25 protein-coding genes are annotated in these 25,530 nt (G+C 40.2%); 20 read left to right on the top strand and 5 right to left on the bottom strand.

Translation table 11 applies throughout. The annotated features are described in order from the left end of the window. The first annotated feature begins 41 nt into the window (after positions 1-41). The 3 genes from corC (at position 42) to AACV01_RS11540 (ending at position 3,214) form a co-directional block, all read left to right on the top strand. Entirely contained in the window at positions 42-923 is an 882-nt protein-coding gene (gene corC / locus AACV01_RS11550) for a CNNM family magnesium/cobalt transport protein CorC (RefSeq protein WP_004246033.1), read from the top strand. A 7-nt stretch (positions 924-930) separates the two neighbouring features. Beyond that, on the top strand, positions 931-2,454 hold the full coding sequence (lnt, locus tag AACV01_RS11545; RefSeq protein ID WP_161682941.1) for an apolipoprotein N-acyltransferase: 1,524 nt from the start codon (positions 931-933) through the stop codon (positions 2,452-2,454). Between the two features lie 76 nt (positions 2,455-2,530). Next, positions 2,531-3,214, top strand: a complete 684-nt coding sequence (locus AACV01_RS11540; protein WP_004252233.1) for a hypothetical protein — start codon at positions 2,531-2,533, stop codon at positions 3,212-3,214. An 8-nt stretch (positions 3,215-3,222) separates the two neighbouring features. Here AACV01_RS11540 and AACV01_RS11535 read toward each other — a convergent pair whose 3' ends face one another. The 4 genes from AACV01_RS11535 to AACV01_RS11520 form a co-directional block, all read right to left on the bottom strand. Beyond that, positions 3,223-3,726, bottom strand: coding sequence for a protein disulfide oxidoreductase (locus tag AACV01_RS11535; protein ID WP_004252236.1), 504 nt, complete (start codon positions 3,724-3,726; stop codon positions 3,223-3,225). Then, positions 3,726-4,457: a DsbA family protein gene (locus AACV01_RS11530; RefSeq protein WP_004247442.1), complete on the bottom strand. Its 732-nt coding sequence runs from the start codon at positions 4,455-4,457 to the stop codon at positions 3,726-3,728. The genes AACV01_RS11535 and AACV01_RS11530 overlap by 1 nt, the downstream gene beginning before the upstream one ends. Next, on the bottom strand, positions 4,457-6,493 hold the full coding sequence (locus AACV01_RS11525; protein ID WP_004252238.1) for a protein-disulfide reductase DsbD family protein: 2,037 nt from the start codon (positions 6,491-6,493) through the stop codon (positions 4,457-4,459). The genes AACV01_RS11530 and AACV01_RS11525 overlap by 1 nt, the downstream gene beginning before the upstream one ends. A gap of 80 nt (positions 6,494-6,573) precedes the next feature. After that, positions 6,574-6,963 carry a hypothetical protein gene (locus AACV01_RS11520; protein WP_004246039.1) on the bottom strand — a complete coding sequence of 130 codons (390 nt, stop codon included), beginning with the start codon at positions 6,961-6,963 and terminating at the stop codon, positions 6,574-6,576. A gap of 356 nt (positions 6,964-7,319) precedes the next feature. Here AACV01_RS11520 and AACV01_RS11515 point away from each other — a divergent pair, with 356 nt between their 5' ends. From AACV01_RS11515 to nadD, 8 genes are all read left to right on the top strand, one after another. Further along, positions 7,320-8,213, top strand: a complete 894-nt coding sequence (locus AACV01_RS11515; protein ID WP_004246040.1) for an amino acid ABC transporter substrate-binding protein — start codon at positions 7,320-7,322, stop codon at positions 8,211-8,213. Between the two features lie 118 nt (positions 8,214-8,331). After that, positions 8,332-9,072 carry an amino acid ABC transporter permease gene (locus AACV01_RS11510; RefSeq protein ID WP_004247440.1) on the top strand — a complete coding sequence of 247 codons (741 nt, stop codon included), beginning with the start codon at positions 8,332-8,334 and terminating at the stop codon, positions 9,070-9,072. Continuing rightward, a complete protein-coding gene (gltK, locus tag AACV01_RS11505; RefSeq protein ID WP_004246042.1) occupies positions 9,072-9,746 on the top strand; it encodes a glutamate/aspartate ABC transporter permease GltK in 675 nt (224 codons plus the stop codon). Before AACV01_RS11510 ends, gltK begins: the two co-directional genes overlap by 1 nt. Beyond that, positions 9,747-10,472 (top strand): amino acid ABC transporter ATP-binding protein, encoded by a 726-nt coding sequence (locus AACV01_RS11500; protein ID WP_004246043.1) that lies wholly within the window; start codon positions 9,747-9,749, stop codon positions 10,470-10,472. A gap of 359 nt (positions 10,473-10,831) precedes the next feature. Beyond that, positions 10,832-13,414 carry a leucine--tRNA ligase gene (leuS, locus tag AACV01_RS11495; protein ID WP_004246044.1) on the top strand — a complete coding sequence of 861 codons (2,583 nt, stop codon included), beginning with the start codon at positions 10,832-10,834 and terminating at the stop codon, positions 13,412-13,414. 12 nt (positions 13,415-13,426) lie between these two features. Then, the gene (gene lptE / locus AACV01_RS11490) at positions 13,427-13,975 is read left to right on the top strand and encodes an LPS assembly lipoprotein LptE (RefSeq protein WP_004246045.1); all 549 of its coding nucleotides are present in this window, start codon (positions 13,427-13,429) and stop codon (positions 13,973-13,975) included. Then, on the top strand, positions 13,972-15,006 hold the full coding sequence (holA, locus tag AACV01_RS11485; RefSeq protein WP_004246046.1) for a DNA polymerase III subunit delta: 1,035 nt from the start codon (positions 13,972-13,974) through the stop codon (positions 15,004-15,006). The genes lptE and holA overlap by 4 nt, the downstream gene beginning before the upstream one ends. Then, positions 14,999-15,670 carry a nicotinate-nucleotide adenylyltransferase gene (gene nadD, locus AACV01_RS11480; protein WP_060554515.1) on the top strand — a complete coding sequence of 224 codons (672 nt, stop codon included), beginning with the start codon at positions 14,999-15,001 and terminating at the stop codon, positions 15,668-15,670. The genes holA and nadD overlap by 8 nt, the downstream gene beginning before the upstream one ends. A 13-nt stretch (positions 15,671-15,683) precedes the next feature. Here nadD and AACV01_RS11475 read toward each other — a convergent pair whose 3' ends face one another. Then, complete coding sequence (locus AACV01_RS11475; protein WP_161682939.1) at positions 15,684-16,439, bottom strand: YbgA family protein; 756 nt, start codon at positions 16,437-16,439, stop codon at positions 15,684-15,686. Between the two features lie 390 nt (positions 16,440-16,829). Between AACV01_RS11475 and rsfS the strand changes: the two genes are divergently transcribed. The 9 genes from rsfS (at position 16,830) to lipA (ending at position 25,516) form a co-directional block, all read left to right on the top strand. Beyond that, a complete protein-coding gene (gene rsfS, locus AACV01_RS11470) occupies positions 16,830-17,156 on the top strand; it encodes a ribosome silencing factor (RefSeq protein ID WP_004246049.1) in 327 nt (108 codons plus the stop codon). A 2-nt stretch (positions 17,157-17,158) separates the two neighbouring features. Continuing rightward, on the top strand, positions 17,159-17,629 hold the full coding sequence (gene rlmH, locus AACV01_RS11465) for a 23S rRNA (pseudouridine(1915)-N(3))-methyltransferase RlmH (RefSeq protein WP_004246050.1): 471 nt from the start codon (positions 17,159-17,161) through the stop codon (positions 17,627-17,629). Between the two features lie 37 nt (positions 17,630-17,666). Next, complete coding sequence (gene mrdA / locus AACV01_RS11460; protein WP_161682973.1) at positions 17,667-19,562, top strand: peptidoglycan DD-transpeptidase MrdA; 1,896 nt, start codon at positions 17,667-17,669, stop codon at positions 19,560-19,562. A gap of 4 nt (positions 19,563-19,566) precedes the next feature. Beyond that, the gene (gene mrdB, locus AACV01_RS11455) at positions 19,567-20,679 is read left to right on the top strand and encodes a peptidoglycan glycosyltransferase MrdB (protein ID WP_004246052.1); all 1,113 of its coding nucleotides are present in this window, start codon (positions 19,567-19,569) and stop codon (positions 20,677-20,679) included. Positions 20,680-20,689: 10 nt separating this feature from the next. After that, a complete protein-coding gene (gene rlpA, locus AACV01_RS11450; RefSeq protein WP_049201191.1) occupies positions 20,690-21,643 on the top strand; it encodes an endolytic peptidoglycan transglycosylase RlpA in 954 nt (317 codons plus the stop codon). A 126-nt stretch (positions 21,644-21,769) separates the two neighbouring features. After that, positions 21,770-22,981 carry a D-alanyl-D-alanine carboxypeptidase DacA gene (dacA, locus tag AACV01_RS11445; RefSeq protein ID WP_004246054.1) on the top strand — a complete coding sequence of 404 codons (1,212 nt, stop codon included), beginning with the start codon at positions 21,770-21,772 and terminating at the stop codon, positions 22,979-22,981. A gap of 198 nt (positions 22,982-23,179) precedes the next feature. After that, positions 23,180-23,443, top strand: a complete 264-nt coding sequence (ybeD, locus tag AACV01_RS11440; protein WP_026090527.1) for a DUF493 family protein YbeD — start codon at positions 23,180-23,182, stop codon at positions 23,441-23,443. A gap of 361 nt (positions 23,444-23,804) precedes the next feature. After that, positions 23,805-24,449, top strand: coding sequence for a lipoyl(octanoyl) transferase LipB (gene lipB / locus AACV01_RS11435; protein ID WP_004246056.1), 645 nt, complete (start codon positions 23,805-23,807; stop codon positions 24,447-24,449). A 101-nt stretch (positions 24,450-24,550) separates the two neighbouring features. After that, complete coding sequence (gene lipA, locus AACV01_RS11430; RefSeq protein WP_004246057.1) at positions 24,551-25,516, top strand: lipoyl synthase; 966 nt, start codon at positions 24,551-24,553, stop codon at positions 25,514-25,516. Positions 25,517-25,530 lie beyond the last annotated feature (14 nt).

Genomic DNA, 25,530 nt, shown 5'->3' with positions numbered 1-25,530 from the left:
TATCTAATAACCATTCAATGAGGAAAAATAGTTAAAACGCCATGAGCGACGACCAATCTTCGAGTAACGATAACCCTGGTCCTAAAAAGGGGTTTCTCACACTGCTTAATCAGTTATTCCACGGTGAACCTAAAAATCGTGATGATCTGATGGAGCTTATCCGCGATTCTGAACAGAAAGAATTAATCGATCCTGATACCCGTGATATGTTAGAGGGGGTAATGGATATCGCTGAACAGCGTGTACGGGATATTATGATCCCCCGCTCGCAAATCGTCACATTAAAACGCAATCAAACCCTTGATGAGTGCCTTGATGTGATTATTGATTCAGCGCACTCTCGCTTTCCTGTCATCAGTGAAGACAAAGATCATATTGAAGGCTTATTAATGGCAAAAGATTTATTGCCATTTATGCGTACTGGTGCTGAGCCATTTAGTATAGACAAAGTTTTACGTTCTGCTGTCGTTGTACCAGAAAGTAAACGCGTTGACCGCTTACTAAAAGAGTTCCGTTCGCAACGCTATCATATGGCTATTGTCATTGATGAATTTGGTGGTGTTTCTGGTTTGGTCACGATTGAAGATATTCTTGAACTTATCGTCGGCGAAATTGAAGATGAGTATGATGATGAGGATGATATTGATATTCGTCCATTAAGTCGCCATACCTACTCAGTGAGAGCATTAACCCAAATAGAAGATTTTAATGAGGCATTTGGTACTCACTTTAGTGATGAAGAAGTCGATACGATTGGTGGTTTAGTTATGCAAGCCTTCGGTCATCTTCCTGCTAGAGGTGAAACTATTACCATTGATAATTACCAATTTAAAGTTGTTATGGCAGATAGCCGTAAAATTATTCAGGTTTATGTGCACATTCCTGACGATGCGCCTGTACCTGAACTAGGTAATGATGTGTAGGATATTAATGAATAATTTCTCTTTATTAAACCGCCAGTGGGTTCGCACCCTACTGGCGGTTTTTTTCGGTGCCAGTGGCACACTCGCGTTTTCTCCCTTTGATTTCTGGCCTGCAGCGTTAATTTCTTTATCAGGTTTGCTACTGATAATAACGCAACGAACCACACGACAAGGGGCATGGCTTGGTTTTGCCTGGGGATTTGGATTATTTGGTAGTGGTGTAAACTGGGTATATGTCAGCATTGCTGATTTTGGGGGAATGCCATTTGCTATCAATATTTTCTTAGTCATATTGTTAGCCCTTTACCTATCGCTTTATACCGCCCTATTTGCCGGATTATTAAACAAGTTCTTCCCTAAACCTACCGTTTGGCGTTTTGTCTTTGCGGCTCCCGCTGTATGGCAACTCACTGAATTTTTAAGAGGCTGGGTGTTATCAGGGTTTCCGTGGTTACAATTTGGTTATAGCCAAATTGATGGCCCATTAAAAGGTATTGCACCTGTTTTTGGTGTCACCATGATAACCTTTTTGCTGACCATAATTAGTGGACTTATTGCTGTCGCTATCTATCGTAAATCACTATATAGTGCGGTGATCGGAGCAATATTATTACTCTTACCTATCAGCTTTAAATCTTATCAATGGTATCAACCTTTAACTGATGAAACACAAGAAATTGCCTTAGTTCAAGGCAATATCGCGCAATCATTAAAATGGCAACCCGGTACTTTAGAAAGTACGTTAAACACCTATCTCACCTTAAGTCGCCCTTTTATCGGTAAAGCAAACTTAATTATTTGGCCTGAGTCAGCTATCCCTGATGTTGAAATTCAGCAACAAGGCTTTTTAGCGCAATTGGATAAACAATTAAGAGCACAAGACACGCATCTAATGACAGGAATTATTGATGCGCGTCCCACCTTAGAAGGCTATCGTTTTTATAATAGTGTTATTACATTAGGTGAACACTATGCTTACCAATATCCGGCAACAGATCGCTATAACAAACATCATCTTGTGCCTTTTGGTGAGTATGTCCCTTTAGAGTCCTTATTGCGCCCATTAGCGCCATTTTTTAATTTACCTATGTCATCATTAAGCCAAGGTGAATATATACAACCTCAACTGACGGTAAATGATGCCAAAATAACCGCCGCCATCTGTTATGAAATTATTCTTGGAGAACAAGTTCGTGCTAACTTTAAGCCGGATACACGTTTCTTATTAACTATTTCAAATGATGCTTGGTTTGGTAATTCAATTGGTCCATGGCAACATTTTCAAATGGCTAGAATGCGTTCATTAGAGTTAGGACGGCCATTATTACGTTCAACTAATAACGGCATTACCGCCTTTATTGCTGCTAATGGTGATGTTATTGCCCAGCTTCCACAATTTGAAGCCGGTGCATTAGCTGAAAAAATGACGCCCACGACAGGATCAACACCTTATTATAAAATGGGGAGTTATCCAGTGTGGATTTTAGCAGGGGTATTTTTAATTCTTGCTTTTATTAAGCGTCGTTCTTAATGTTAAATAAAGCCCTACTCAATTAATCTTAAAACAGTTAATTAAGTAAGGGCTTTTCTAATAAAAGGACTTTTCAATGATCCATTACCCTGAATATATTCTTGATATTATTTGGCAAAGAGCGAAAAAAATATCTGCCGATAATGAAACAAAAGGATTTCGTAAAGATAAAGAAACTAAATGGATCAAGCGCCAAATGTTTAATCAACAAAATGAATTTGGCTGGGTATTATCAAAACAACCTAGTTCGATTCATCAACTTATTGAAGATGAAACAATTGTGCCTTTACATTGGCAAACAGCGAGAGCCTATGAGCAAAAACAAGAAGCAAGCTCTAAACGTCTCAATATGATCCCACTTGACCCACCAGCACTATCGCGACTCATTCAATCACCAACAGATGTTTTACCTTATTGGCAACATGCCCATCAGATTTCCAGCGATAATGAAGAAAAAGGTTTTCGTAAAGATTATTACGGTCGTATTATCCAGAAAAATGCGTTTGGAGATAAACAACATCAATATGGTTGGACATTAGCTCAATTAACACCAGCCAATAAGAATAATCAAATCGTTATTCCTATTAATATTGTACCAATACATATTAATACCTCAAAACGCACTTACAATGAAAAGGAATTAATTGTTCAAGGTAGCCAAGAAGCAAAAATAAAACGCAGACGTAAAAAACTTGTCTATGAGATAATCGATTTTATTGTCAGCCTACCTGGCATTATTTTTTCTTCATTTAAACTCTGATAAACAAGTTAAATTGAAGCCCACCATAACCTAAGTTTTAATCCCCAAGAGGATGTCCAGCCACTTGTAAAGTGCACCATTTCACCTTTATAGAGAATAACAAAAGAAGGTGTAGCACTTATCCCCCAACGTTGAGAAATAGCCCCTCTATCATCATTAATAACCGGAAAAACTAGTTGCTTGGAGTTAATGCCACGTATTATTTTGGCATCATCACCAGAGCGGATAACTACAGACGTAACATTATAACCCTGTTGTGCTAAATCATTTACCGTCGGTGTAGTTAACTTACAAATGCCACACCAACTCGCCCAAAAATAGATCAGTAATGGTTTCTCTTGGCTAAGGGCAATCAATGAGACTGGTTTATCATCAACTGTATAAAGCGTAGATAAATCAGTAAGTTCTGGTGGCGTTGGTTGACGCCACCAGTCCATAGCAAATGAAATAGCCACAAAAATAAGGGCGAGAATAATTAATTCTTTACCCCATTTTCGTAAACGATTTGCCATTATTTTTTCACTTTCGCCAGTTGTTCTTTCACAATAATTTCTAACTGATCATAATCAACAGCACCCGGTAAAATAGTATCACCAATTACCGTCGCTGGCGTACCTTGAATACCCAGTTTACGAGAAAGCTCTAAGTTATTTTGCAACGTTTTTAAGCTGTCATCAGTTAACTTAATTTTGCTAGTATTAGTGCTCTTCATTGCATCTTCAATACTTGCATTATCTAGCATCGTTTTCTTCTGCATCAAACGTTGATGAAGTGCTAAGAATGCTTTTGGATCTTCTTTCCAGACAGAAAGCACTGCCTGAGAGGCTTTAGCAGAGCTTTCACCTTTAAATGGTAATGGTTTAATGATAACCGCCACATCAGGATATTGTTCAGTGATCTTTTCTAATAATGGGTCAAAGCGTTTGCAATATGGGCAGTTATAATCGGTGAACGACACTAACACTAACTTAGCATCTTTAGCGCCAATACGTGGACTTGCCGCATCGTTGTATAATGCATCATGTTCAGAGGCCAATGCTTGACGGAACTGTGCTTGTTGCTCATCTGCCTTCTTAGTTTGCAATGCCATGATAGCTTCTTCCAAAATCTCAGGATTACTCACTAAAGTATCACGAACTAATGCACGTACTTCTTTTTCTTGAGCTGCATTCAAGGCAGCGGCTTGAACATTTGCACCAAAAAGTAACGAAGAGATAACCAGTACAGAAAGTGTTTTTTTCATTATTGGGCTCCTTTAGCCTCTGAAAGAATAGTTAACATTAGATCTTTATTTAAAAGAGGCGGTAGGATCTCCCCCTCCTTGTTACATGGTCCATAAATCTGGTTAAACGGCACGGCGACTTGACCGCGCTGTTTTAAAAATTGGGTGATCTGTTCTGACGGTTTCGTCCAATCCCCTCTTAATGCGACAACATCAGGCTCTGAAAGTGCCTTTTGCACATCATCGCGTAATAATACATTGTATTTATTTGCTTTGCAGGTAACACACCAATCTGCGGTAACATCAATAAATACTCGTTTATTTTCAGCTAACGCTTGATGAATAGCCTCTTCTGAGAGTGGTTGCCAATTTACATGATCTTGCCCCGCCAAGGTCTGAGTATCAGGCTGAGCAATAAATAGATAGCTTGTACCACCTAAAATAAGGGTGATCACCATTGAAGCAAATAGCGTTTTTTTGCCGTAATGTTTAGCAATAGCAAAAAGCAAGATCAGGGCGATAGCCACAAAAATAGCCGCAACAATACCAATACCAAAATGGGGGATCAATAAAGTGATCAGCCAAATACAAGATAGCAACATCATAAAGCCTAAAACAACTCTTAGGCGATTCATCCATTTACCGGGTTTTGGCAACACTTTGGCAATTGATGGAAACATAGCAACCATGATCCATGGTAAACTCATTCCAAGACCTAATGCGGTGAAAATTAACCATAACTCACTTAATGGTGCTATCAATGCATAAGCAACCGCAGTCCCCAAGAATGGGGCAGAACACGGTGTGGCAAGCAATGTAGCAAAAGCCCCTTCCCAGAAATGTCGACTATAACCTTGGCCTCCTGCTGTCGCTATTTTGGTATTCATATTACTTGATAAACGTAATTCAAATAGGCCAAATAAATTAGCGGTAAAAATAGCCGTGATCAGCACCATAAAGCCAATAAACCAAGGGCTTTGAAACTGTATGCCCCAACCTATTGCTTCTTGGCTGTAGCGTAATACGGTCATAAACAGCGCTAAGGCCCAGAATGACACTAAAATTCCCACAACAGAAACAGAAAACTGTTTACGAATAGCCCCTGTATCACGTTTTTCGATATGAAGAATTGAGCCCAATTTCATCGCCAAAACAGGTAACACACAAGGCATTAAATTAAGAATTAAGCCCCCTAACAGCGCAAAGGATAAAATACTCCATAATCCTACCCCCGAGTCAGCAGTAGGCAGAGATACGCTATCGCCTTGGCCTATAGTGTCATTGACTTGACGTGAATAGCCATCGTCAGTCACAACAAAGGAGAGTGGTTTTCCTGTAATGTCACCCGCAGCGTCTCCCCAATCATCGGTTACATCGACAGTAACAGATAAATGATCACCTTTTGCTGTTAACTGTGGAATGCCATATAGCATTCCTTGTGGTGGATCGAGATAAATATTAGGTTGATGCCAATCACCTTGTTCTCGTTGTAATGAGAGGGTTAATTGACTATTTCGATAATCAGATGAAACAGCAGAAATTAATCCACTTGTCACTGGTACTTTGGCCATGGCTTGATTATATTGCCATTCAAAGTCAGCGGGAGCAGGCTCGTTTAAATCCAGATTTAATGAGTAATCAGTTAAAATACAGACATTACTACAGGTTGAAAGTGTTAATACCCCATTTAAGTTATCGCTATCGACAGATTTTAGTTCAATGGGGAAGACGACTTCTTTATCGTAACCTTGGGTATGAATACCTGCGACATCAAAAGCGGAAGGTGATGGCCAATGCCATATCATATCAGACACAGATTGCGTCCAATTAATTTCAGGTGCTACGCCACCTTCTCCGGGAGAGCGCCAATATGTTTTCCAGCCCGGCGCTAATTGCACCTCAAGCAATATTTTAACATCGCCTGTCGATGACTTGTCAGCCGTAGCCCTAACCTGAGCATGATCATTGTCTGGCATAGTTAGCCAACCTGTATCGGCGGCTAATGAAGATAATGAAAATAGCATCAACATCAATGCTATTAAAAAAGAACGAACCATAGCAACTCCCTAAAAAATCCTCTAACGCTACACATAAAACAACGCCTCAATATAAGACGTATTATTGAGTTAAAGCGCTACTAATCCCTTAGAATACAGTAATGAAGGTGAAGCCTTATTCGTGGAGGTGGGTGATGTTGTTTTTTCTGGCTACGTTGACGAGAAACATAAATGGCAGCCATACCAAATAAAAGTAATACCGCCCAAGTATAAAAAAGCGGTTCAATCGCTAAAGGAGGAATCGATAAGAGTGATTTAGCACTTAATTCGCAGGTTGAAAGTGAATATTTCCCTTCACTTGCATTTTGTTGCTCTGCAATTGGCGTCGAGAATGAGGACTGTGTTTGCGAAACAGCAGATGCTAAGCGCTCACTAATCACATGAGCCCCCATAGAGCGCTGAACAATACAACACAAGATCAGCAATACTGTTATCAACACTAGCCAGCGACCTGACCGCCAATTATGCATAGATTTCCTCATTTGTTGACCTGCTATCTTAACGGTAATCTACAGACAAACAACTCCTTAAGATAAACTTTACAAATTCTTTTCTTTTTTAGATTAACGCCTTTTTCTTCTTTGTTCTTTTTAACCTTTAACTTCTCATGGTTATTACTATAATAATTTTAAATATTGAAAATCACTTCCAAAAAACATTGAACAATTTTTTATTTCATCCTTTTATTGAGAGATAGCTCTCGTATTTGGAATATGGCACTTCCCAACCGTATGTTATTTGTTCTATTTATTAACATTATCAAAACAAATTAAAACAAAAAAGTAACACAAAGCAACACATCAATATCACCACGACAGGAGTTATTATGCGCATGCGTAAACTAGCATTATCATTAATGATTTTAGGGGCTGCAGGAGCTGTGCAAGCAGAAGAACTCACTGGTACCTTAAAAAAAATCAACGATAACGATATTATTATTGTTGGTCATCGTGAATCCTCTGTCCCTTTTTCATACTACGATAATCAACAAAAAGTGGTCGGATACTCTCAAGACTATTCCAACCTGATTGTTGAGGCAGTAAAAGAAAAATTAGGCAAACCTAACCTACAAGTTCGCCTTATTCCTATCACTTCTCAGAATCGAATTCCACTATTACAAAATGGTACATTTGACTTTGAGTGTGGCTCAACGACCAATAATCTCGCTCGCCAACAACAAGCTGATTTCTCGAATACTATTTTTATTGTTGGTACACGTTTACTTGCGAAAAAAGACAGTGGAATTAAAGATTTTGCTGATCTTGCGGGCAAAAATGTGGTTGTTACGTCAGGCACCACATCTGAAATGTTACTCAACAAGCTCAATGATGAGAAAAAAATGAATATGCGCATTATTAGCGCAAAAGATCATGGCGACTCATTCCGTACACTTGAATCAGGGCGTGCCGTTGCTTTTATGATGGATGACGCCTTATTAGCGGGTGAACGTGCTAAAGCGAAAAAACCTGCGTTATGGGAGATTGTGGGAACACCTCAATCGGAAGAAGCTTATGGCTGTATGTTACGCAAAGGTGATACACAATTTAAGTCGTTAATTGATGAAACCATTGCTAATGCGCAAAAATCTGGCGCAGCAGAAAAATCGTTCAATCGTTGGTTTAATGCCCCAATTCCACCGAAAAACCTCAATTTAGAATTCACTATCTCGGATGAAATGAAAGCACTCTTTGCATCACCAAATGATAAAGCATTGAACTAACAATGCATATAAGTAATTGATGCAAAATTAATAATTATAAAGTATCTGTTGGACAGACAGATCAGTGAAGTTTGGGGCAGCCGTTCCCTGCCCCATTTTTTTCACCGGAGGTGAAATCATGTCGATTGATTGGGATTGGGGGATATTCTTCCAAGAAGCCCCTTTTGGAAATACCACTTACTTAGGTTGGCTTATTTCAGGCTTTCAAGTTACTGTCGCTTTATCTCTTTGTGCTTGGATCATCGCTTTTATTGTCGGCTCTTTTTTTGGTATTTTACGAACCGTACCTAATCGCTTGCTCTCTAGTTTAGGGGCTATCTATGTTGAACTATTTCGTAACGTCCCCCTGATTGTACAATTCTTCACATGGTATTTAGTGATCCCTGAACTCTTACCACAAGCTATTGGTGATTGGTTCAAAATGGACTTAACGCCGAATATCCAATTCTTTGTCTCTTCAGCACTCTGTTTAGGTTTGTTTACCGCAGCGCGCATGTGTGAACAGGTGCGGGCGGCAATCAATTCATTACCAAGAGGACAAAAAGCAGCAGGCTTAGCACTAGGCTTAACACTGCCACAAACCTACCGTTATGTTTTATTACCTAATGCTTATCGCGTCATTATTCCGCCAATGACCTCTGAAATGCTGAACTTAGTCAAAAACTCTGCAATCGCCTCAACGATTGGCCTGATTGATATGGCTGCGCAAGCGAATAAATTATTAGATTATTCAGCTAAAGCTTATGAATCCTTTACCGCTATCACGCTAGCCTATGTCTTTATTAACGTCATTATTATGTTGATTATGCACTGGTTAGAAAAACGGGTGCGTTTACCTGGCACAGCAGGAGGTCAATAATGTACGAGTTTGACTGGAGTTCTGTTGTTCCTAGCCTACCTTTTTTAATGGATGGCATGGTCATTACTTTAAAAATCACCATAACAGCAATTGTTATCGGTATTTTATGGGGAACAATACTTGCAGTGATGCGCTTATCTACTTTTAAGCCCATCAGCTGGTTTGCGGCCGCTTACGTTAATACCTTTCGTTCTATTCCTTTAGTAATGGTATTACTGTGGTTCTATTTAATTGTGCCTAACATATTACAAAATGTTCTAGGCCTTTCACCAAAAAGTGATATCCGTTTAATTTCAGCAATGGTAGCGTTCTCTCTATTTGAAGCTGCTTATTACTCTGAAATCATCAGAGCAGGTATACAAAGCATCAGTAAAGGCCAGTTTTCAGCATCCTTAGCTTTAGGAATGACAAAATCACAAACGATGCGTTTAGTGATTTTACCTCAAGCATTTCGTGCCATGATCCCTTTATTGCTCACACAAGGTATCGTTTTATTTCAAGATACCTCACTCGTGTATGTATTAAGTCTGACCGACTTTTTCCGAACAGCGGCAAATATTGGTGAGCGTGATGGCACACAGGTTGAAATGATCCTTTTTGCTGGTTTTGTCTACTTTATAATTAGTTTCTCCGCTTCAATGTTAGTGAACTTTCTTAAAAAAAGGACTACTTAGATGATTTCCCTAAAAGATGTATCCAAATGGTATGGTCAGTTTCAAGTACTGACAGATTGTTCCACTGAAGTGAAAAAGGGGGAAGTTGTTGTTGTCTGTGGACCTTCAGGATCAGGTAAATCGACGCTTATCAAAACCGTTAATGGTTTAGAGCCTATACAACAAGGTGAAATCCTAGTAAATGATATAAAAGTCAATGATAAACGAACTGATTTAGCTAAGTTACGAGCCAAAGTTGGTATGGTGTTTCAACACTTTGAATTATTTCCTCACCTTTCCATTATTGAAAATCTTACACTAGCGCAAGTGAAAGTCCTTAATAGAGAGAAAGGTGCAGCAAAAGAGAAAGGGCTAAAATTATTAGAGCGCGTAGGCTTAGCCAACCACGCTAATAAATACCCTGCTCAACTTTCTGGTGGTCAACAACAACGCGTTGCTATTGCTCGTGCTTTATGTATGGATCCTATTGCGATGCTATTTGATGAACCCACCTCCGCACTTGATCCTGAAATGATTAATGAAGTTCTTGATGTTATGGTTGAGCTGGCGAATGAAGGCATGACCATGATGGTGGTTACACACGAAATGGGCTTTGCTAAAAAAGTTGCTGACCGTATTATTTTTATGGATGAAGGTCGTATTGTCGAAGATAGCCCGAAAAATGACTTCTTTGATAATCCTAAATCAGAAAGGGCTAAAGATTTCCTAGCTAAAATCTTACATTAATCTTCAATTTTCTTTTTCATCCCACTCACTTTTCCCCTTTGCTGGCATGAATTATTACATGCCAGCAAAATATCGCTAAAAATAATCATCAACCTTTGATGACGCAACACAGTAGCAATTAATTCATTTTTATTGCAATAATTAGGCTAAACGCTTGAAAATCTCGCATTTATCATTAACAAAAAAATGCTGTTTTCGCGCTATCTCGCCATTGTGGCAAAAAAGTTATGCAAACAATGGCTTTCATTGAGATCAATAGTTGTGGCTATTAGACAAAATCAGCTATGCTATGCAAGTCTTAATTCATCATAGCGGTTACCCTTCGGTAGCCATTAATTCACCATAGGATTATCGGTGCCATGCAAGAACAATATCGTCCCGAAGATATAGAGCAAACTATCCAGGAACACTGGGAAAAGAACAATACATTTAAAGTGACAGAAGATAATAACAAAGAAAAATATTACTGCCTGTCAATGCTACCTTATCCTTCTGGTCGACTACACATGGGACACGTCCGTAACTACACCATTGGTGACGTGATTTCCCGTTATCAACGTATGTTGGGTAAAAACGTCTTACAACCTATTGGTTGGGATGCGTTTGGTTTACCCGCAGAAGGTGCTGCCGTAAAAAATAACACCGCACCTGCACCGTGGACTTATGAAAATATCAATTATATGAAAGGCCAGTTAAAAAAACTGGGCTTTGGTTATGATTGGGATCGTGAAGTCACCACCTGTACACCAGAATATTATCGTTGGGAACAGTGGTTTTTCACTAAGCTGTATGAAAAAGGTTTAGTGTATAAAAAAACCTCTGCTGTAAACTGGTGCCCACACGACTTAACCGTACTGGCTAACGAACAAGTCATCGATGGTTGTTGCTGGCGTTGCGACACCCCTGTCGAGCGCAAAGAAATTCCACAGTGGTTTATTAAAATCACCGATTATGCTGAAGAGCTGTTAAACGACTTAGATACGTTAGATGAATGGCCAGAACAAGTTAAAACCATGCAACGTAACTGGATTGGCCGGTCTGAAGGTGTAGAAATTACCTTTGATGTCGCAGATAGCGACGATACCATGACCGTATATACCACACGTCCAGATACCTTTATGGGGGTCACTTATGTTGCTGTGGCCGCCGGTCATCCATTAGCTCAAAAAGCCGCTCAAAATAATCCTGAAATTCAGCACTTCATTGATGAATGCCGTAACATGAAGATGGCAGAAGCTGAAATGGCAACCATGGAGAAAAAAGGTATTGCTACAGGTCTGTATGCTATTCATCCATTAACCCAAGAGAAAGTCGCTATTTGGGTAGCTAACTTTGTCTTAATGGAATACGGTACAGGTGCGGTTATGGCCGTTCCTGGTCACGATGAACGCGACTGGGAATTTGCCACTAAATATGGTTTGCCGATTAAAGCGGTTATTGCTGATGCAGAAGGTAACCAACCTGACTTATCAACAGGCGCTCTGACTGAGAAAAATAGCCTGATTAACTCTGGTGAATTCTCAGGACTTGATAACCAAGCTGGTTTTAATGCTATTGCAGATAAACTTACTGCAATGGGTGTGGGTGAACGTAAAGTGAATTACCGTTTACGTGACTGGGGTGTTTCTCGTCAACGTTATTGGGGTGCGCCAATTCCAATGGCAACCTTAGAAGATGGTACCGTTGTTCCAGTTCCTGATGACCAATTACCGGTTATTTTACCAGAAGATGTGAAAATGGACGGCATTACTAGTCCAATTAAAGCGGATCCTGAGTGGGCTAAAACAACGATTAATGGTCAACCAGCGCTACGTGAAACAGATACTTTTGATACCTTTATGGAATCTTCTTGGTATTACGCACGTTATACCTGCCCTGATTACGACAAGGGAATGTTAGATCCAAAAGCTGCTAACTATTGGTTACCGGTTGACTGGTACATTGGTGGTATTGAACACGCTATCATGCACCTGATGTATTTCCGTTTCTTCCATAAATTGATGCGTGATGCTGGTTTAGTTAATTCTGATGAACCTGCTAAACGCTTACTGTGCCAAGGCATGGTATTAGCAGATGCATTTTATTATACCGGTGAAGATGGCGCTCGCCATTGGGTCTCTCCTGCAGAAGCGATTGTTGAACGCGATGAAAAAAATCGCATCATCAAAGCAACTGACAGTGCAGGCCATGAACTGACTTACGCTGGTATGAGCAAAATGTCTAAATCAAAAAATAACGGCATCGACCCACAAACCATGGTTGAGCGTTATGGTGCTGATACCGTACGTCTATTTATGATGTTTGCTGCACCACCAGAATTAACACTTGAGTGGCAAGAATCAAGTGTTGAAGGTGCGAACCGTTTCTTACGTCGTTTATGGCGTTTAGTTCATGAGCATACCGAAAAAGGAACGACTCAATCACTTGATTTGGCAACATTAACCACAGAGCAGAAAGACTTACGTCGCGATTTACACAAAACTATCGCCAAAGTTTCTGATGATGTAGGTCGCCGCTTAGCATTCAATACGGCTATTGCTGCGATTATGGAGTTAATGAATAAATTAACACGTGCACCACAAGAGACTGAGCAAGATCGTGCTTTAATGCAAGAAGCATTAGAAGCAGTGGTACGTATGCTTTCTCCTATCATTCCACATGCTTGTTTTGTCATGTGGCAAGCGTTAGGTGGTAAAGAGGATATTGATGTTGCACCATGGCCTGTTGCTGATGAAGAAGCGATGGTCGATGACACGAAACTTATTATTGTTCAAGTTAATGGTAAAGTACGTGGTCGTATCACTGTTCCTGCTAATTCAGAAAAAGATTATGTTCAGGAAATGGCAACAAAAGAGTACAGTGTTGCTAAATATTTAGAAAATGTCACCGTACGTAAAGTGATTTATGTACCGGGCAAATTACTGAACATCGTTGTTGGCTGATAAGGAGGCTTAGTGCGATATCTATTTTCGCTGTTTTTTGCGTTAGCGGTGTTGGTCACCGCTGGCTGCGGTTTTCACCTACAAGGTAAAACCCAAGTTCCAGCTGAATTAAAAACGCTTTACCTAAGCTCTGGTGACCCATACGGGCCACTATCTCGTGTAATGCGTCAACAATTGAGATTAAGTGGAGTTCAACTGGTTGAAACGCCAAAAGCAGATATTCCTGTTCTCAAAATTGTTGGATCTTCAGAAAATAAAGAGACTGTCTCTGTGTATCAAGACGGTAAATCGGCTGAACGTCAGCTCACTTTTGTCCTAGATGCACAAGTGATTATGCCTGATGGAACCATCTACCCTATTTCATCACAGGTTTCACGTCCATTCTTTGATAACCCATTAGAAGCATTAGCTAAAGATGCCGAAAATGATATTATCAAACAGGAAATGCGTGAACAGGCTACCGCTATCTTAGTACGTAAATTATTGGTGGTTCACAATGCTGAACGCCAAAAAGCGTCAGAGGCAGCTAAAGCGAAACAGATAATCTCACCAGCCAAATGATCCGCCTTTATCCAGAACAACTTAATGCGCAACTCCAAGAGGGGTTGCGCCAAAGTTACCTACTTTGGGGTAATGAACCGCTATTACTCCAAGAATCTCAAGATGCCATTCAAACGGTGGCAAAATCACAAGGCTTTACGGAACATTATCAATTTACCCTTGATAACAGCACTGATTGGAATGAAATATATTCACTCTGCCAGTCACTGAGTCTTTTTTCACAAAAGCAATCTATCTTACTCCATCTTCCTGAGAATGGTCCTAATGCGGCAATGTCAGAAAAGCTCTTACGCTTATCTCACGAATTGCATGAAGATCTCTTGTTAATTTTACGTGGACATAAATTAACCAAGGCACAGGAAAATAGCGAATGGTTTAAAACACTCAGCCAGCAAGGTATTTATGTGACTTGCTTAACCCCTGAGTTAGATAAATTACCAAATTGGGTAGCGAGACGCGCCAAGCAAAAAGGCCTTGAGCTTGATGAACAAGGTAATCAATTACTGTGTTACTGCTATGAAGGAAATTTACTCGCTTTAGCTCAAGCAATTGAACGCCTCTGTTTGCTCTATCCTGATGGTAAATTAACCCTGCCAAGAGTTGAAGCGGCTGTCAATGATGCCTCTCATTTTACTGCTTATCATTGGATTGATGCATTATTAGCAGGCAAAACCCAACGGGCATGGCATATCTTGCAGCAACTAAAAAGAGAGGATACTGAACCCGTTATTCTGCTTAGAACATTGCAACGCGAATTAATGCAATTAATTACCTTACATCGTAGCGCTAAAACGGCCTCCTTAAAATCCGTTTTCGATCAACATCGGATATGGCAAAACCGACGTCCGATATTTACCGCCGCGTTACAACGTTTGTCAGAGCATCAATTACTCACTGCCATGCGATTACTTACCCAGATTGAAATAACCCTTAAACAGGATCACGGACAAAACGTTTGGCCTGAACTTCATGCCCTTGGCTTATTATTATGTGGAAAAGCATTACCGGAAGGATTTATTCGCCATGGCTAGCACCAATAATAACCCCCCTTTAATTCATCAAGCCATTGCTCTATATGGTGGTACTTTTGATCCGATCCATTATGGGCATTTACGTCCTGTAGAAGCCCTTTCTGGCTTGATAGGGCTAAAAGAAGTGATTTGGTTGCCTAATAATATTCCCCCTCATCGCCCCCAACCAGAAGCCTCTTCACAACAGCGATTAGCCATGGTGCGGCTCGCATTACAACCTTTTGGTGCTTTCAAAGTCGACACTCGAGAGTTAGAGAAACCGACTCCCTCTTATACCATTGAGACATTAAAAGCGTTTAGACAAGAAATTGGTGAGAAACAGCCATTAGCCTTTATTATTGGACAAGATTCATTACTTTCAATTGATACTTGGCATAAATGGGAAGAGTTGTTAGATGTGTGTCACTTATTGGTTTGCGCTCGCCCGGGTTACCAAACCACATTTACATCACCACAAATGCAAACCTGGCTTGAACAACATCAAACCAAACAGCAAGCAGATATTCACTGTTTACCCGCCGGGAAAATTTTTCTTGCTGATACTCCTTTATACAATATTTCAGCGACCGATATTAGGGCTAGACATAAAGCAGGATTAGATTGTCATGATCTTCTGCCTGAGTCTGTTGAAAACTATATCAAACAGCATCAGTTGTATCGATAACAGATCTTAGAGATTAAAATTGCGCTCTTAAGTCATCAAATACCGCTGGATAAGGTGAAAAATAGCGTTGAGAAAGTAGATAATTATCAGGATAAAACGCCAAGTAGTTTTTCAACCGTGACAAAGGAGCCGAAAGACTCGTTTTTCCTTGCCGATAAGATAAAATCTCTTGTGTTAACAACTGTTTTTGCTCTGCACTAAGTGCTCGCTTAAAATACCCCGCCATATGCATTAATGCATTGGTATGCCCTTCTCGAGTTGCTGGTATTGATAGTGCTTTCATTAAGGCCTTTTGATACTGCTCGGCAAATTGTAACAGCGGTAGCGAATTAGGGATATTGGCCATATAACGCCCCAATTCTCGATAAGCGACTTGAGAATAAGCCATTAACAAATATTTATATCGACTATGAAATTGGATCAGTGCTTTTTTGCTCAACTTAGCATTTACCTGCTGTTGATAATCAATTAAGGCAAAAAACTGTGTCAGAAAATGTTCCAATCCACTAGGTTGAGAAAATTGTTCAAGGGTTAATTGTAACTCTCCTTCCCCCAAAATCTGCGTGAATAAGGTTGATGAATATTCCCCTTTCATTTTAACCCGACAAATCACTGCCTTATTTTGTCGTTTTTGATCATTATTTTGTTTAATTTCAATGCCTTCATGGCATAACAATTGACAAAATTGTTGCCAATCTGCCTGTAACAATGCGTTTTTGTTACTCGCTATTTCTGAAATTTGCTCCAAATAATAATAATTTTCTTTCATTCGTCTGTTTCTCTTAGTCACTATCTCAACATTACACCGTATAATGATACAATCATTGACGTGATGATACCGTTATCAGGTATTTCACGAGCATTGACAGACATTGTTTTACTGTTATTCTCACCCTCGGCTCCCATTAAGGGAACTGTGGAGTAAAACTGTCGTCTAATTGGAAAGTTCTTATCTGCCGGCTTTTATTATTTATTATGGCGCAATAAATAGGCATATATGAATTTTTCTAAATCAAGCGTCGAATAGCAACCATACTTGATAGATGTTTTTGCTATCGACAACTGGAATAAATCATCGAGTAAAATAGATTTATTGGTATAAATTCCTTTAAAATAGCGCTTTGTTATTTTCTCGATTGAGTTAACTAAATAGAAAAAGGTGACCCTTTTGCAAGGCTCAGAATTACAGCAATTTATTATTGATAAACTTGAGGATTCTAAAGCTCAAGACATTATCGCATTAGATGTTCGTGGAAAATCAAGTGTCACTGATTACATGATCATCTGTACGGGAACTTCAAACAGACACTTAATGTCTGTCGCCGATAATCTGGTTGATGACTGTCGTGAAGCAGGATTACAACCTTTAGGCATCGAAGGACAAGGCGTTTCTGATTGGATTGTTGTTGACCTTGGTGAAGCCATGGTACACGTAATGCAAGAAGACAGTCGCCGTATGTACGAACTCGAAAAACTCTGGAGCTGAGTTTGAAATTACAGCTCATCGCCGTTGGTACAAAAATGCCGGACTGGATCCAGACCGGCTTTATGGATTATCTTAACCGCTTTCCCAAAGATATGCCCTTAGAACTCATCGAGATCCCCGCGGGTAAACGAGGGAAAAATGCTGATATTAAGCGTATTCTCGAAAAAGAAGGCGAACAGATGTTAGCAGCGGTAGGTAAAGGAAATCGTATCGTCACCCTTGATATTCCTGGCGCCCGTTGGGATACCCCAAAACTTGCCGAGCAACTCGATCGCTGGAAGTTAGATGGAAGAAATGTCAGCTTATTAATTGGTGGCCCTGAAGGTTTAGCCCCCGCTTGTAAAGCAGCTGCAGAACAAAGTTGGTCTTTATCTCCATTAACTATGCCACATCCGCTAGTACGTGTAGTGGTAGCAGAAAGCCTTTACCGTGCATGGAGTATTACCACAAACCATCCTTATCATCGGGAATAATAAATTGGCGGGTAAGTAAGTGAAATCAACTAATGGGATGAAGAAAAGAAAACGCACCCCGTTTCGAGATTATACAGCGGAGTCAAAACTCTTTATCCGCCGTGTTATTGTCGCATTTTCAGGGATCTTAGTTTTAACGGGCATCTTAGTTTTTAACTTGTATCACTTACAAGTCGCTCGCCACGATGATTATCAAACTCGCTCGAATGATAACCGGATCAAATTAGTTCCCATCCCACCGAGCCGAGGCATTATTTACGATCGTAATGGGGTTCCACTTGCCCTAAATCGTACTATCTATCAATTAGAAATCGTACCGGAGAAAGTGGCTAATATCCAAGAAACATTGGAGAGTTTACGAGAGGTCGTTGATTTAACTGACGACGATATTGCTGCATTTGAAAAAGAGCGAAAACGCTCTCGTCGTTTTAGTTCTATTCCGCTTAAAACGTCACTTGACCAAGTGCAAGTGGCACGTTTTGCCATTAATCAATATCGCTATCCCGGGTTAGAAATCAAAGGCTATCAACGTCGCTATTACCCTTATGGTTCAGCTCTTACTCATGTTATTGGTTATGTTGCAAAAATTAACGATAAAGATGTAGAACGTCTTGAAAAAGAAGGGCTCTATCCTAATTACGCAGCAACCCGAGATATCGGTAAATTAGGTATTGAACGCTATTATGAATCTGTTTTGCATGGTAAAACCGGTTATGAAGAGGTCGAAGTTAATAGCCGTGGCCGTGTGATCCGCCAATTGCATGAGCAACCACCACAAGCCGGTAAAGATATCTACCTAACTATCGATCTTGAATTACAAACCTATATTGAAACGCTATTAACCACTAGCCGAGCGGCTGTAGTCGTCACAAATCCTCGTAACGGCGAGATATTAGCACTGGTTTCTAATCCAAGTTATGACCCTAACCTATTTGTTGGGGGAATATCTAATACAGACTATCAAGGCCTACTTAATAATCCCGATAGACCATTAATAAACCGGGCAACCCAAGGGCTCTATCCTCCTGCATCAACGGTTAAACCCTTTATGTCTGTTGCAGCCCTAAGTGAAGGGGTTATTACTCCTAACACAACTATCCATGATCCGGGCTGGTGGCAACTGCCCGGCTCTGAAAAACGCTATCGTGACTGGAAACGTTGGGGTCATGGAAAACTCAATGTTACTAAATCCATTATTGAGTCAGCAGATACTTTCTTCTATCAAGTTGCCTATGATATGGGTATTGATCGTATTTCCACATGGATGTCTCGCTTTGGCTATGGTGAATACACGGGGATTGACCTGTCTGAAGAGCGTAATGGCATTATGCCAACCCGAGAATGGAAACAACAACGATATAAAAAACCTTGGTATCAAGGGGATACCATCCCTGTTGGTATAGGTCAAGGTTACTGGACGGCGACCCCAATCCAAATGTCAAAAGCGTTAATGACCTTAATTAACGATGGTCAGGTTAAAACCCCTCACTTACTTTATGGCACCAAGTTAGGTAATGAAATGCTACCTTACGTGGATAAAGAGACACGCCAAATTGGCGATATCAACTCCGGTTATTGGGAGTTAGCGAAGTACGGTATGTATGGTGTGGCCAATCTACCCAATGGTACAGGGCGACGTAGCTTTGCTGATGCTCCTTATAAGATTGCTGCAAAATCAGGTACAGCACAGGTATTTAGTTATGAAACCTATAATGCTAGCCAATTAGCAGAACATCTTCGTGATCATAAATTAATGATTGCTTTTGCGCCTTATGAAAACCCTACCGTTGCCGTCTCTATAATTTTAGAAAATGGTGGTGCTGGCCCATCTGTTGGGGATATTACTCGCCAAATACTTGATCACATTATACTTGGAGACAACAACACCGAGTTGCCTATTTCCCCGCCTTCACCGCGTGGCTCAGAGGAATAACCCAATGACAGAAAATAACAAGAAAAAATCACTCTGGACGCGTTTACATATCGATCCATTCTTTATGCTCTGTATTATTGCCTTATTATGCTACAGCGCATTTATTATGTGGACAGCAAGTGGGCAAGATCCCGATATGATGGAACGCAAGCTGGGACAAATTGCTACGGGTTTTATCGTTATGATTATCATGGCGCAGATCCCTCCACGGGTGTATGAAAACTGGGCTCCTCACCTTTACGTATTTTGTGTTGTATTACTTATTTTTGTTGATGTCTTTGGGCAAATTAGTAAAGGTGCACAACGCTGGCTTGATTTAGGTATCATACGTTTTCAGCCTTCTGAAATTGCCAAAATTGCCGTTCCTCTAATGGTCGCTCGCTTTATGAACCGTGATGTTTGTCCGCCAACATTACGTAACACAGCAATAGCCTTAGTGCTGATCTTCGTCCCCACCCTTTTAGTGGCTGCACAACCTGATTTGGGTACCTCTATTTTAATTGCTGCTTCAGGAATTTTTGTTATCTTCCTTGCCGGTATGAGTTGGCGTTTGATTACTGTCGCAACACTATTAATTGCTGGATTTATTCCGATACTCTGGTTTTTCTTGATGCATGACTACCAACGAACACGGGTCATGATGTTACTTGATCCTGAAATTGACCCCTTAGGAGCCGGATATCATATTATCCAATCTAAAATTGCTATCGGTTCTGGTGGATTACATGGCAAAGGTTGGTTACAAGGGACTCAGTCTCAACTTGAATTTTTACCAGAGCGCCATACCGACTTTATTTTTGCCGTACTCGCAGAAGAATTAGGACTGATTGGTGTTTTAATCCTACTAACGCTCTATATACTCTTAATTGCTCGAGGTCTTTATCTCGCGACAAAAGCACAAAATACATTTGGCAGAGTCATGATTGGTGGATTAATGCTGATCTTCTTTGTTTATGTTTTCGTCAATATTGGTATGGTGAGTGGGATCCTCCCAGTAGTCGGCGTGCCATTACCACTGGTAAGCTATGGGGGATCGGCATTAATTGTACTAATGGCAGGATTTGGCATTGTTATGTCAATTCATACACACCGAAAACTATTATCAAAAAGTTTATAATGAGGTTTCTATGCGTTTGCAATGGGTTTTGATGGGTGTCAGTGCATTGCTACTTGCAGGATGTGTTGCTGATAAACCTGTGAATAATAATCAGCCAACCACAAGGTTGCCAAATGTACCTACACAACCCGTATTAGGTATAGAGCCTCGTTATGAGCCTTATCACCCGACTGCGAATCAAGATTATCGTAAAAATGGGGTAATTTATCGCATAGTCAAAGATCCGGCGAACTTTAGTGAACGGGGACAAGCGATTGTTTACGACAGCTTAGCAATGAGTCGCTTAACAACCATAGGTGAACGAGTCAACCCTTATGAGTTTGCTGCGGCACACCCAACATTGCCTATTCCAAGTTATGCGAAAATAACAAACTTAATCAATGGACGCACAATGATTGTGCGAATTAACGATCGTGGCCCTTACGTTGAAGGCAAACAAATACAGGTTACACCTGCTGTTTATAACAGTTTGCAGTTAATGCCAACAACCCCTATTCAAATTGAAGGTATTGTCGTTGATCAAAATGGCCAAATAAGTGGTATTGGTACCCAAGGTGCACAAATAGAGAAAAGAGCCACTACATTACCTGAGCGTCCTAACTTTAATACTCAGCCATCGACAATGGCTCCCCAACCCTCTGTAACAGCGCCGTCTCCCATAACTGTGACTCAACCAGCTCCAGCTCCAGCTCCAGCTCCAGCTCCAGCTCCACAGCCAGTATCTTCATCTAGCGCAATAGCGCAAGGCTACTATGTACAAGTAGGTGCTTTAAGTAATCAAACTAATGCACAAACATGGTTATCTGAATTAACCAATGCTTTAAATACCCAAGGTGTCATTAATACAACTGATGGACTACATAAAGTGCAATTAGGCCCCTACTCATCAAAAACGCAAGCCGAAACAATAAAAAGTGCTTTGAAACAAAGTAAAAATATCGATGGGTTTATTGTTAGCCAATAAAGGGTAATAATTCGTAAAAACTCTTTTTCTAAAAGCAAATTCAGGCATAGAATCACCTGAGTTTGCTGATATTTTTCTTATCAACTTTTATTTATTTTCCCTGAATTTCCGGAACAGACAAACAGAATGAAACAGACACGCCCAGTGAAATTACTAAGAACACGTCTATTTAGTGCAACCTTTATTTTATTAGCTATTAGCCATCATGCTATTGCTGATGACACATTAAAAACAATGATACCCGCTGTTCCTAATATCGAAGCCGAATCCTATATTCTTATCGACTATAATTCTGGGAAAGTCCTCGCGGAAAAAAACGCAGATGTCCGTCGTGATCCAGCCAGTTTAACCAAAATGATGACCAGTTATGTTATAGGTCAAGCCATTCGTGCAGGAAAAATATCGAACAACGATATTGTTCCTATTGGTGAAGAAGCATGGGCAACGGGCAACCCTGTATTTCGCGGTTCATCATTAATGTTTTTAAAACCCGGTGATAAAGTCACCGTTTCACAATTAACACGCGGTATCAATCTACAATCAGGTAATGATGCCTGTGTAGCAATGGCCTCTTATGTTGCGGGAAGCCAAGATACCTTTGTCACTATGATGAATGACTATGTTAAGCGTCTAGGTTTACAAAACACACAATTTCAAACTGTACATGGTTTAGATGCACCTGGGCAATACAGTAGTGCACGAGATATGGCATTGATTGGCGCCGCATTAATTCGTGATGTTCCAGAAGAATATGCCATTTATAAAGAAAAAGAGTTTACCTACAATAATATCCGTCAAACTAACCGTAATGGTTTACTTTGGGATACTAGCCTCAATGTTGATGGTATTAAAACGGGTCATACTGAAGCTGCAGGTTATAATCTTGTTGCCTCTGCAACAGAAGGAAATATGCGCTTGATTTCTGCCGTGATGGGTGGACACTCATCTAAAGGCCGTGATGCTGAAAGTAAAAAACTACTTACTTGGGGTTTTCGCTTCTTTGAAACGGTAAAACCACTGCAAGTGGGTAAAGAATTTGCTGCTGAACCTATCTGGTATGGTGATACTGATAAAGTGCAATTAGGGGTTGATAAAGATGTTTATCTCACGATCCCCCGTGGCCGACTCAAAGATCTAAAGGCCAGTTATGTATTAGATAATGTTGAATTACATGCCCCAGTCAGTAAAAACCAAGTGGTTGGCACCATTAATTTCCAACTTGATGGGCAAGTCATTGAACAACGTCCACTTGTTGTTATGAATGAAGTGAAAGAAGGTGGCATTTTCAGCCGCTTGATTGATTACATCAAATTATTATTTTCACGTTGGTTTGGTTAAGGCTTGAAAAGGATAAATGTGTCCATATATAAAGATTATATCGATATTGGAATAAACACATTTACCCATTCTATATTTACCCTAACTATCAGTATCGCATTCCTCATTATAGGAGGAATGCGCTTTTTATTTGTGCTGATGAGGTGTAAAAGAGATTATTAAAACAACATCGCCTGTTGTCTTAAGGATTACATTATGATGAAAACAAAATTAAACGAACTATTAGAGTTCCCTTGCTCATTTACTTACAAAGTCATGGGACATGCTAAACCCGAATTAGTTGACCAAGTCGTTGAAGTGATCCAGCGTCATGCACCCGGTGATTATACACCTTCAGTAAAACCAAGTAGCAAAGGTAACTATCACTCAGTCTCTGTGACTATCAACGCAACGCATATTGAACAAGTAGAAACCCTCTATAAAGAGTTAGGTGAATTAGAGCTTGTTCGCATGGTGTTATAATTGTTTTCTATTTGCCCCCTTACCCTATTAGGGGGCATTAGACGTACTTAAGAAACAATATTACGCGGTATCTTCTCTTTATCTTTCTCTTTCACCTTACTTCTTATATTAATTCTTATTATTTCGTTATTGATTTGTCACCTAGATTTAGCAAGTCTCACTTAAATAAAAGCCTAATTGGGGTTAATCGCCAATTAAGCTCTTCTTGGTTAATCACATCTATCTCCCCTTCCTCCTCTTCTCACTACGTCGTTTTTTTATCAATATTCCTTTATCAAACACAAACTGAAGCAATAATCTCATCTCATTCTGGTAGTTCATTTGTTGGAGCGTTATACTGCCTTTCACAATTACGCTACAAATGAAGATTTTCACGGTGCAAGATAAAACAATCATTATTCGCCAATTGGGTATGAAACCCTATTTACCGGTTTCTGATTCTATGCATCAGTTTACGGAAAAACGGGAAAGTCATACACCTGATGAAATTTGGCTGGTTCAACATGAACAGGTTTTTACCCAAGGTCAAGCGGGTAAAGCAGAACACCTTTTAAACACAGGCTCTATACCGGTGATCCAATCTGACCGCGGTGGACAAGTAACCTACCACGGCCCTGGCCAACAAGTGATGTATGTTTTGCTTGATCTAAAACGTAACCATATTGGCGTTCGCCAATTAGTCACTGTTTTAGAGAATACTGTGATCAACACACTCGCAGAATTTAATGTAGACGCATATGCTCGTGCAGATGCACCGGGCGTGTATGTTAATGGTGATAAAATTTGCTCTTTGGGATTACGTATACGCAAAGGTTGCTCTTTTCATGGTCTAGCACTTAATGTTGATATGGACTTATCTCCTTTTACGCGAATAAATCCTTGTGGTTATCCTGATCTAAAAATGACACAACTGGTTGATTTGGCGCCGAATGCAACATCGGAACAAGTGGCATCATTATTAATCAACCATTTTTGTACACAACTGGGATTCCAACCACAGCAATAAAAATGCTATAATTTTTTTAACATTTATCATTTTTTTTTAAAACCCTGATTACCTCAGTCACATCGTGTTAATCACCCTAGATAACTGGAACTGGCACAATTATGAGTAAACCTATTCAGATGGAACGCGGCGTAAAATATCGTGACGCCGATAAAATGGCACTTATTCCTGTTAAAACAATCGTTACAGAACGTGAAGAACTGCTACGCAAACCTGAGTGGATGAAAATAAAGTTGCCCGCAGATTCAAGTAAAATTCAAGGTATTAAAGCGGCCATGCGTAAAAATGGCCTGCATTCTGTTTGTGAAGAGGCTTCATGCCCTAATCTTGCAGAATGTTTTAACCACGGCACCGCAACCTTTATGATCTTAGGGGCAATCTGTACGCGTCGTTGCCCATTTTGCGACGTTGCCCATGGTCGTCCTAACGCACCCGATCCCCAAGAGCCAATTAAATTAGCCCAAACGATAAAAGATATGGGATTACGTTATGTTGTTATCACCTCAGTAGATCGCGATGACCTACGCGATGGTGGTGCACAACATTTTGCCGATTGTATTACCGCTATCCGTGAAAAAAATCCTAATATTCGCATCGAAACTTTAGTCCCTGATTTCCGTGGTCGTATGGATAAAGCATTAGAGATCCTCACTGACACACCACCAGACGTCTTTAACCACAATTTAGAAAACGTACCTCGTGTTTATCGTCAAGTGCGTCCTGGTGCGAACTATCAATGGTCTCTAACGTTACTAGAACGCTTTAAACAAGCCCACCCAAATATTCCAACTAAATCGGGGTTAATGGTCGGTTTAGGTGAAACAAATGAAGAAATTATTGACGTGATGCGCGATCTGCGTAAACATGGTGTAACGATGCTGACATTAGGGCAATATTTACAACCCAGTCGTCACCATCTTCCTGTTCAACGCTACGTCAGTCCTGACGAGTTTGAATATATGAAAGAGCAAGCATTAGCAATGGGCTTTACCCACGCCGCTTGTGGACCATTTGTTCGTTCGTCTTATCATGCTGATCTTCAAGCTCAAGGGATTGAGGTTAAATAACGATTAATCTCTCT

This window comes from Proteus sp. G2609 (assembly GCF_963896135.1).
GTDB classification, from domain to species: Bacteria; Pseudomonadota; Gammaproteobacteria; order Enterobacterales; family Enterobacteriaceae; genus Proteus; species Proteus mirabilis.
Note: the sequence above shows the minus strand (reverse complement) of the source record. Positions and strands in the feature narration are given on the sequence as shown.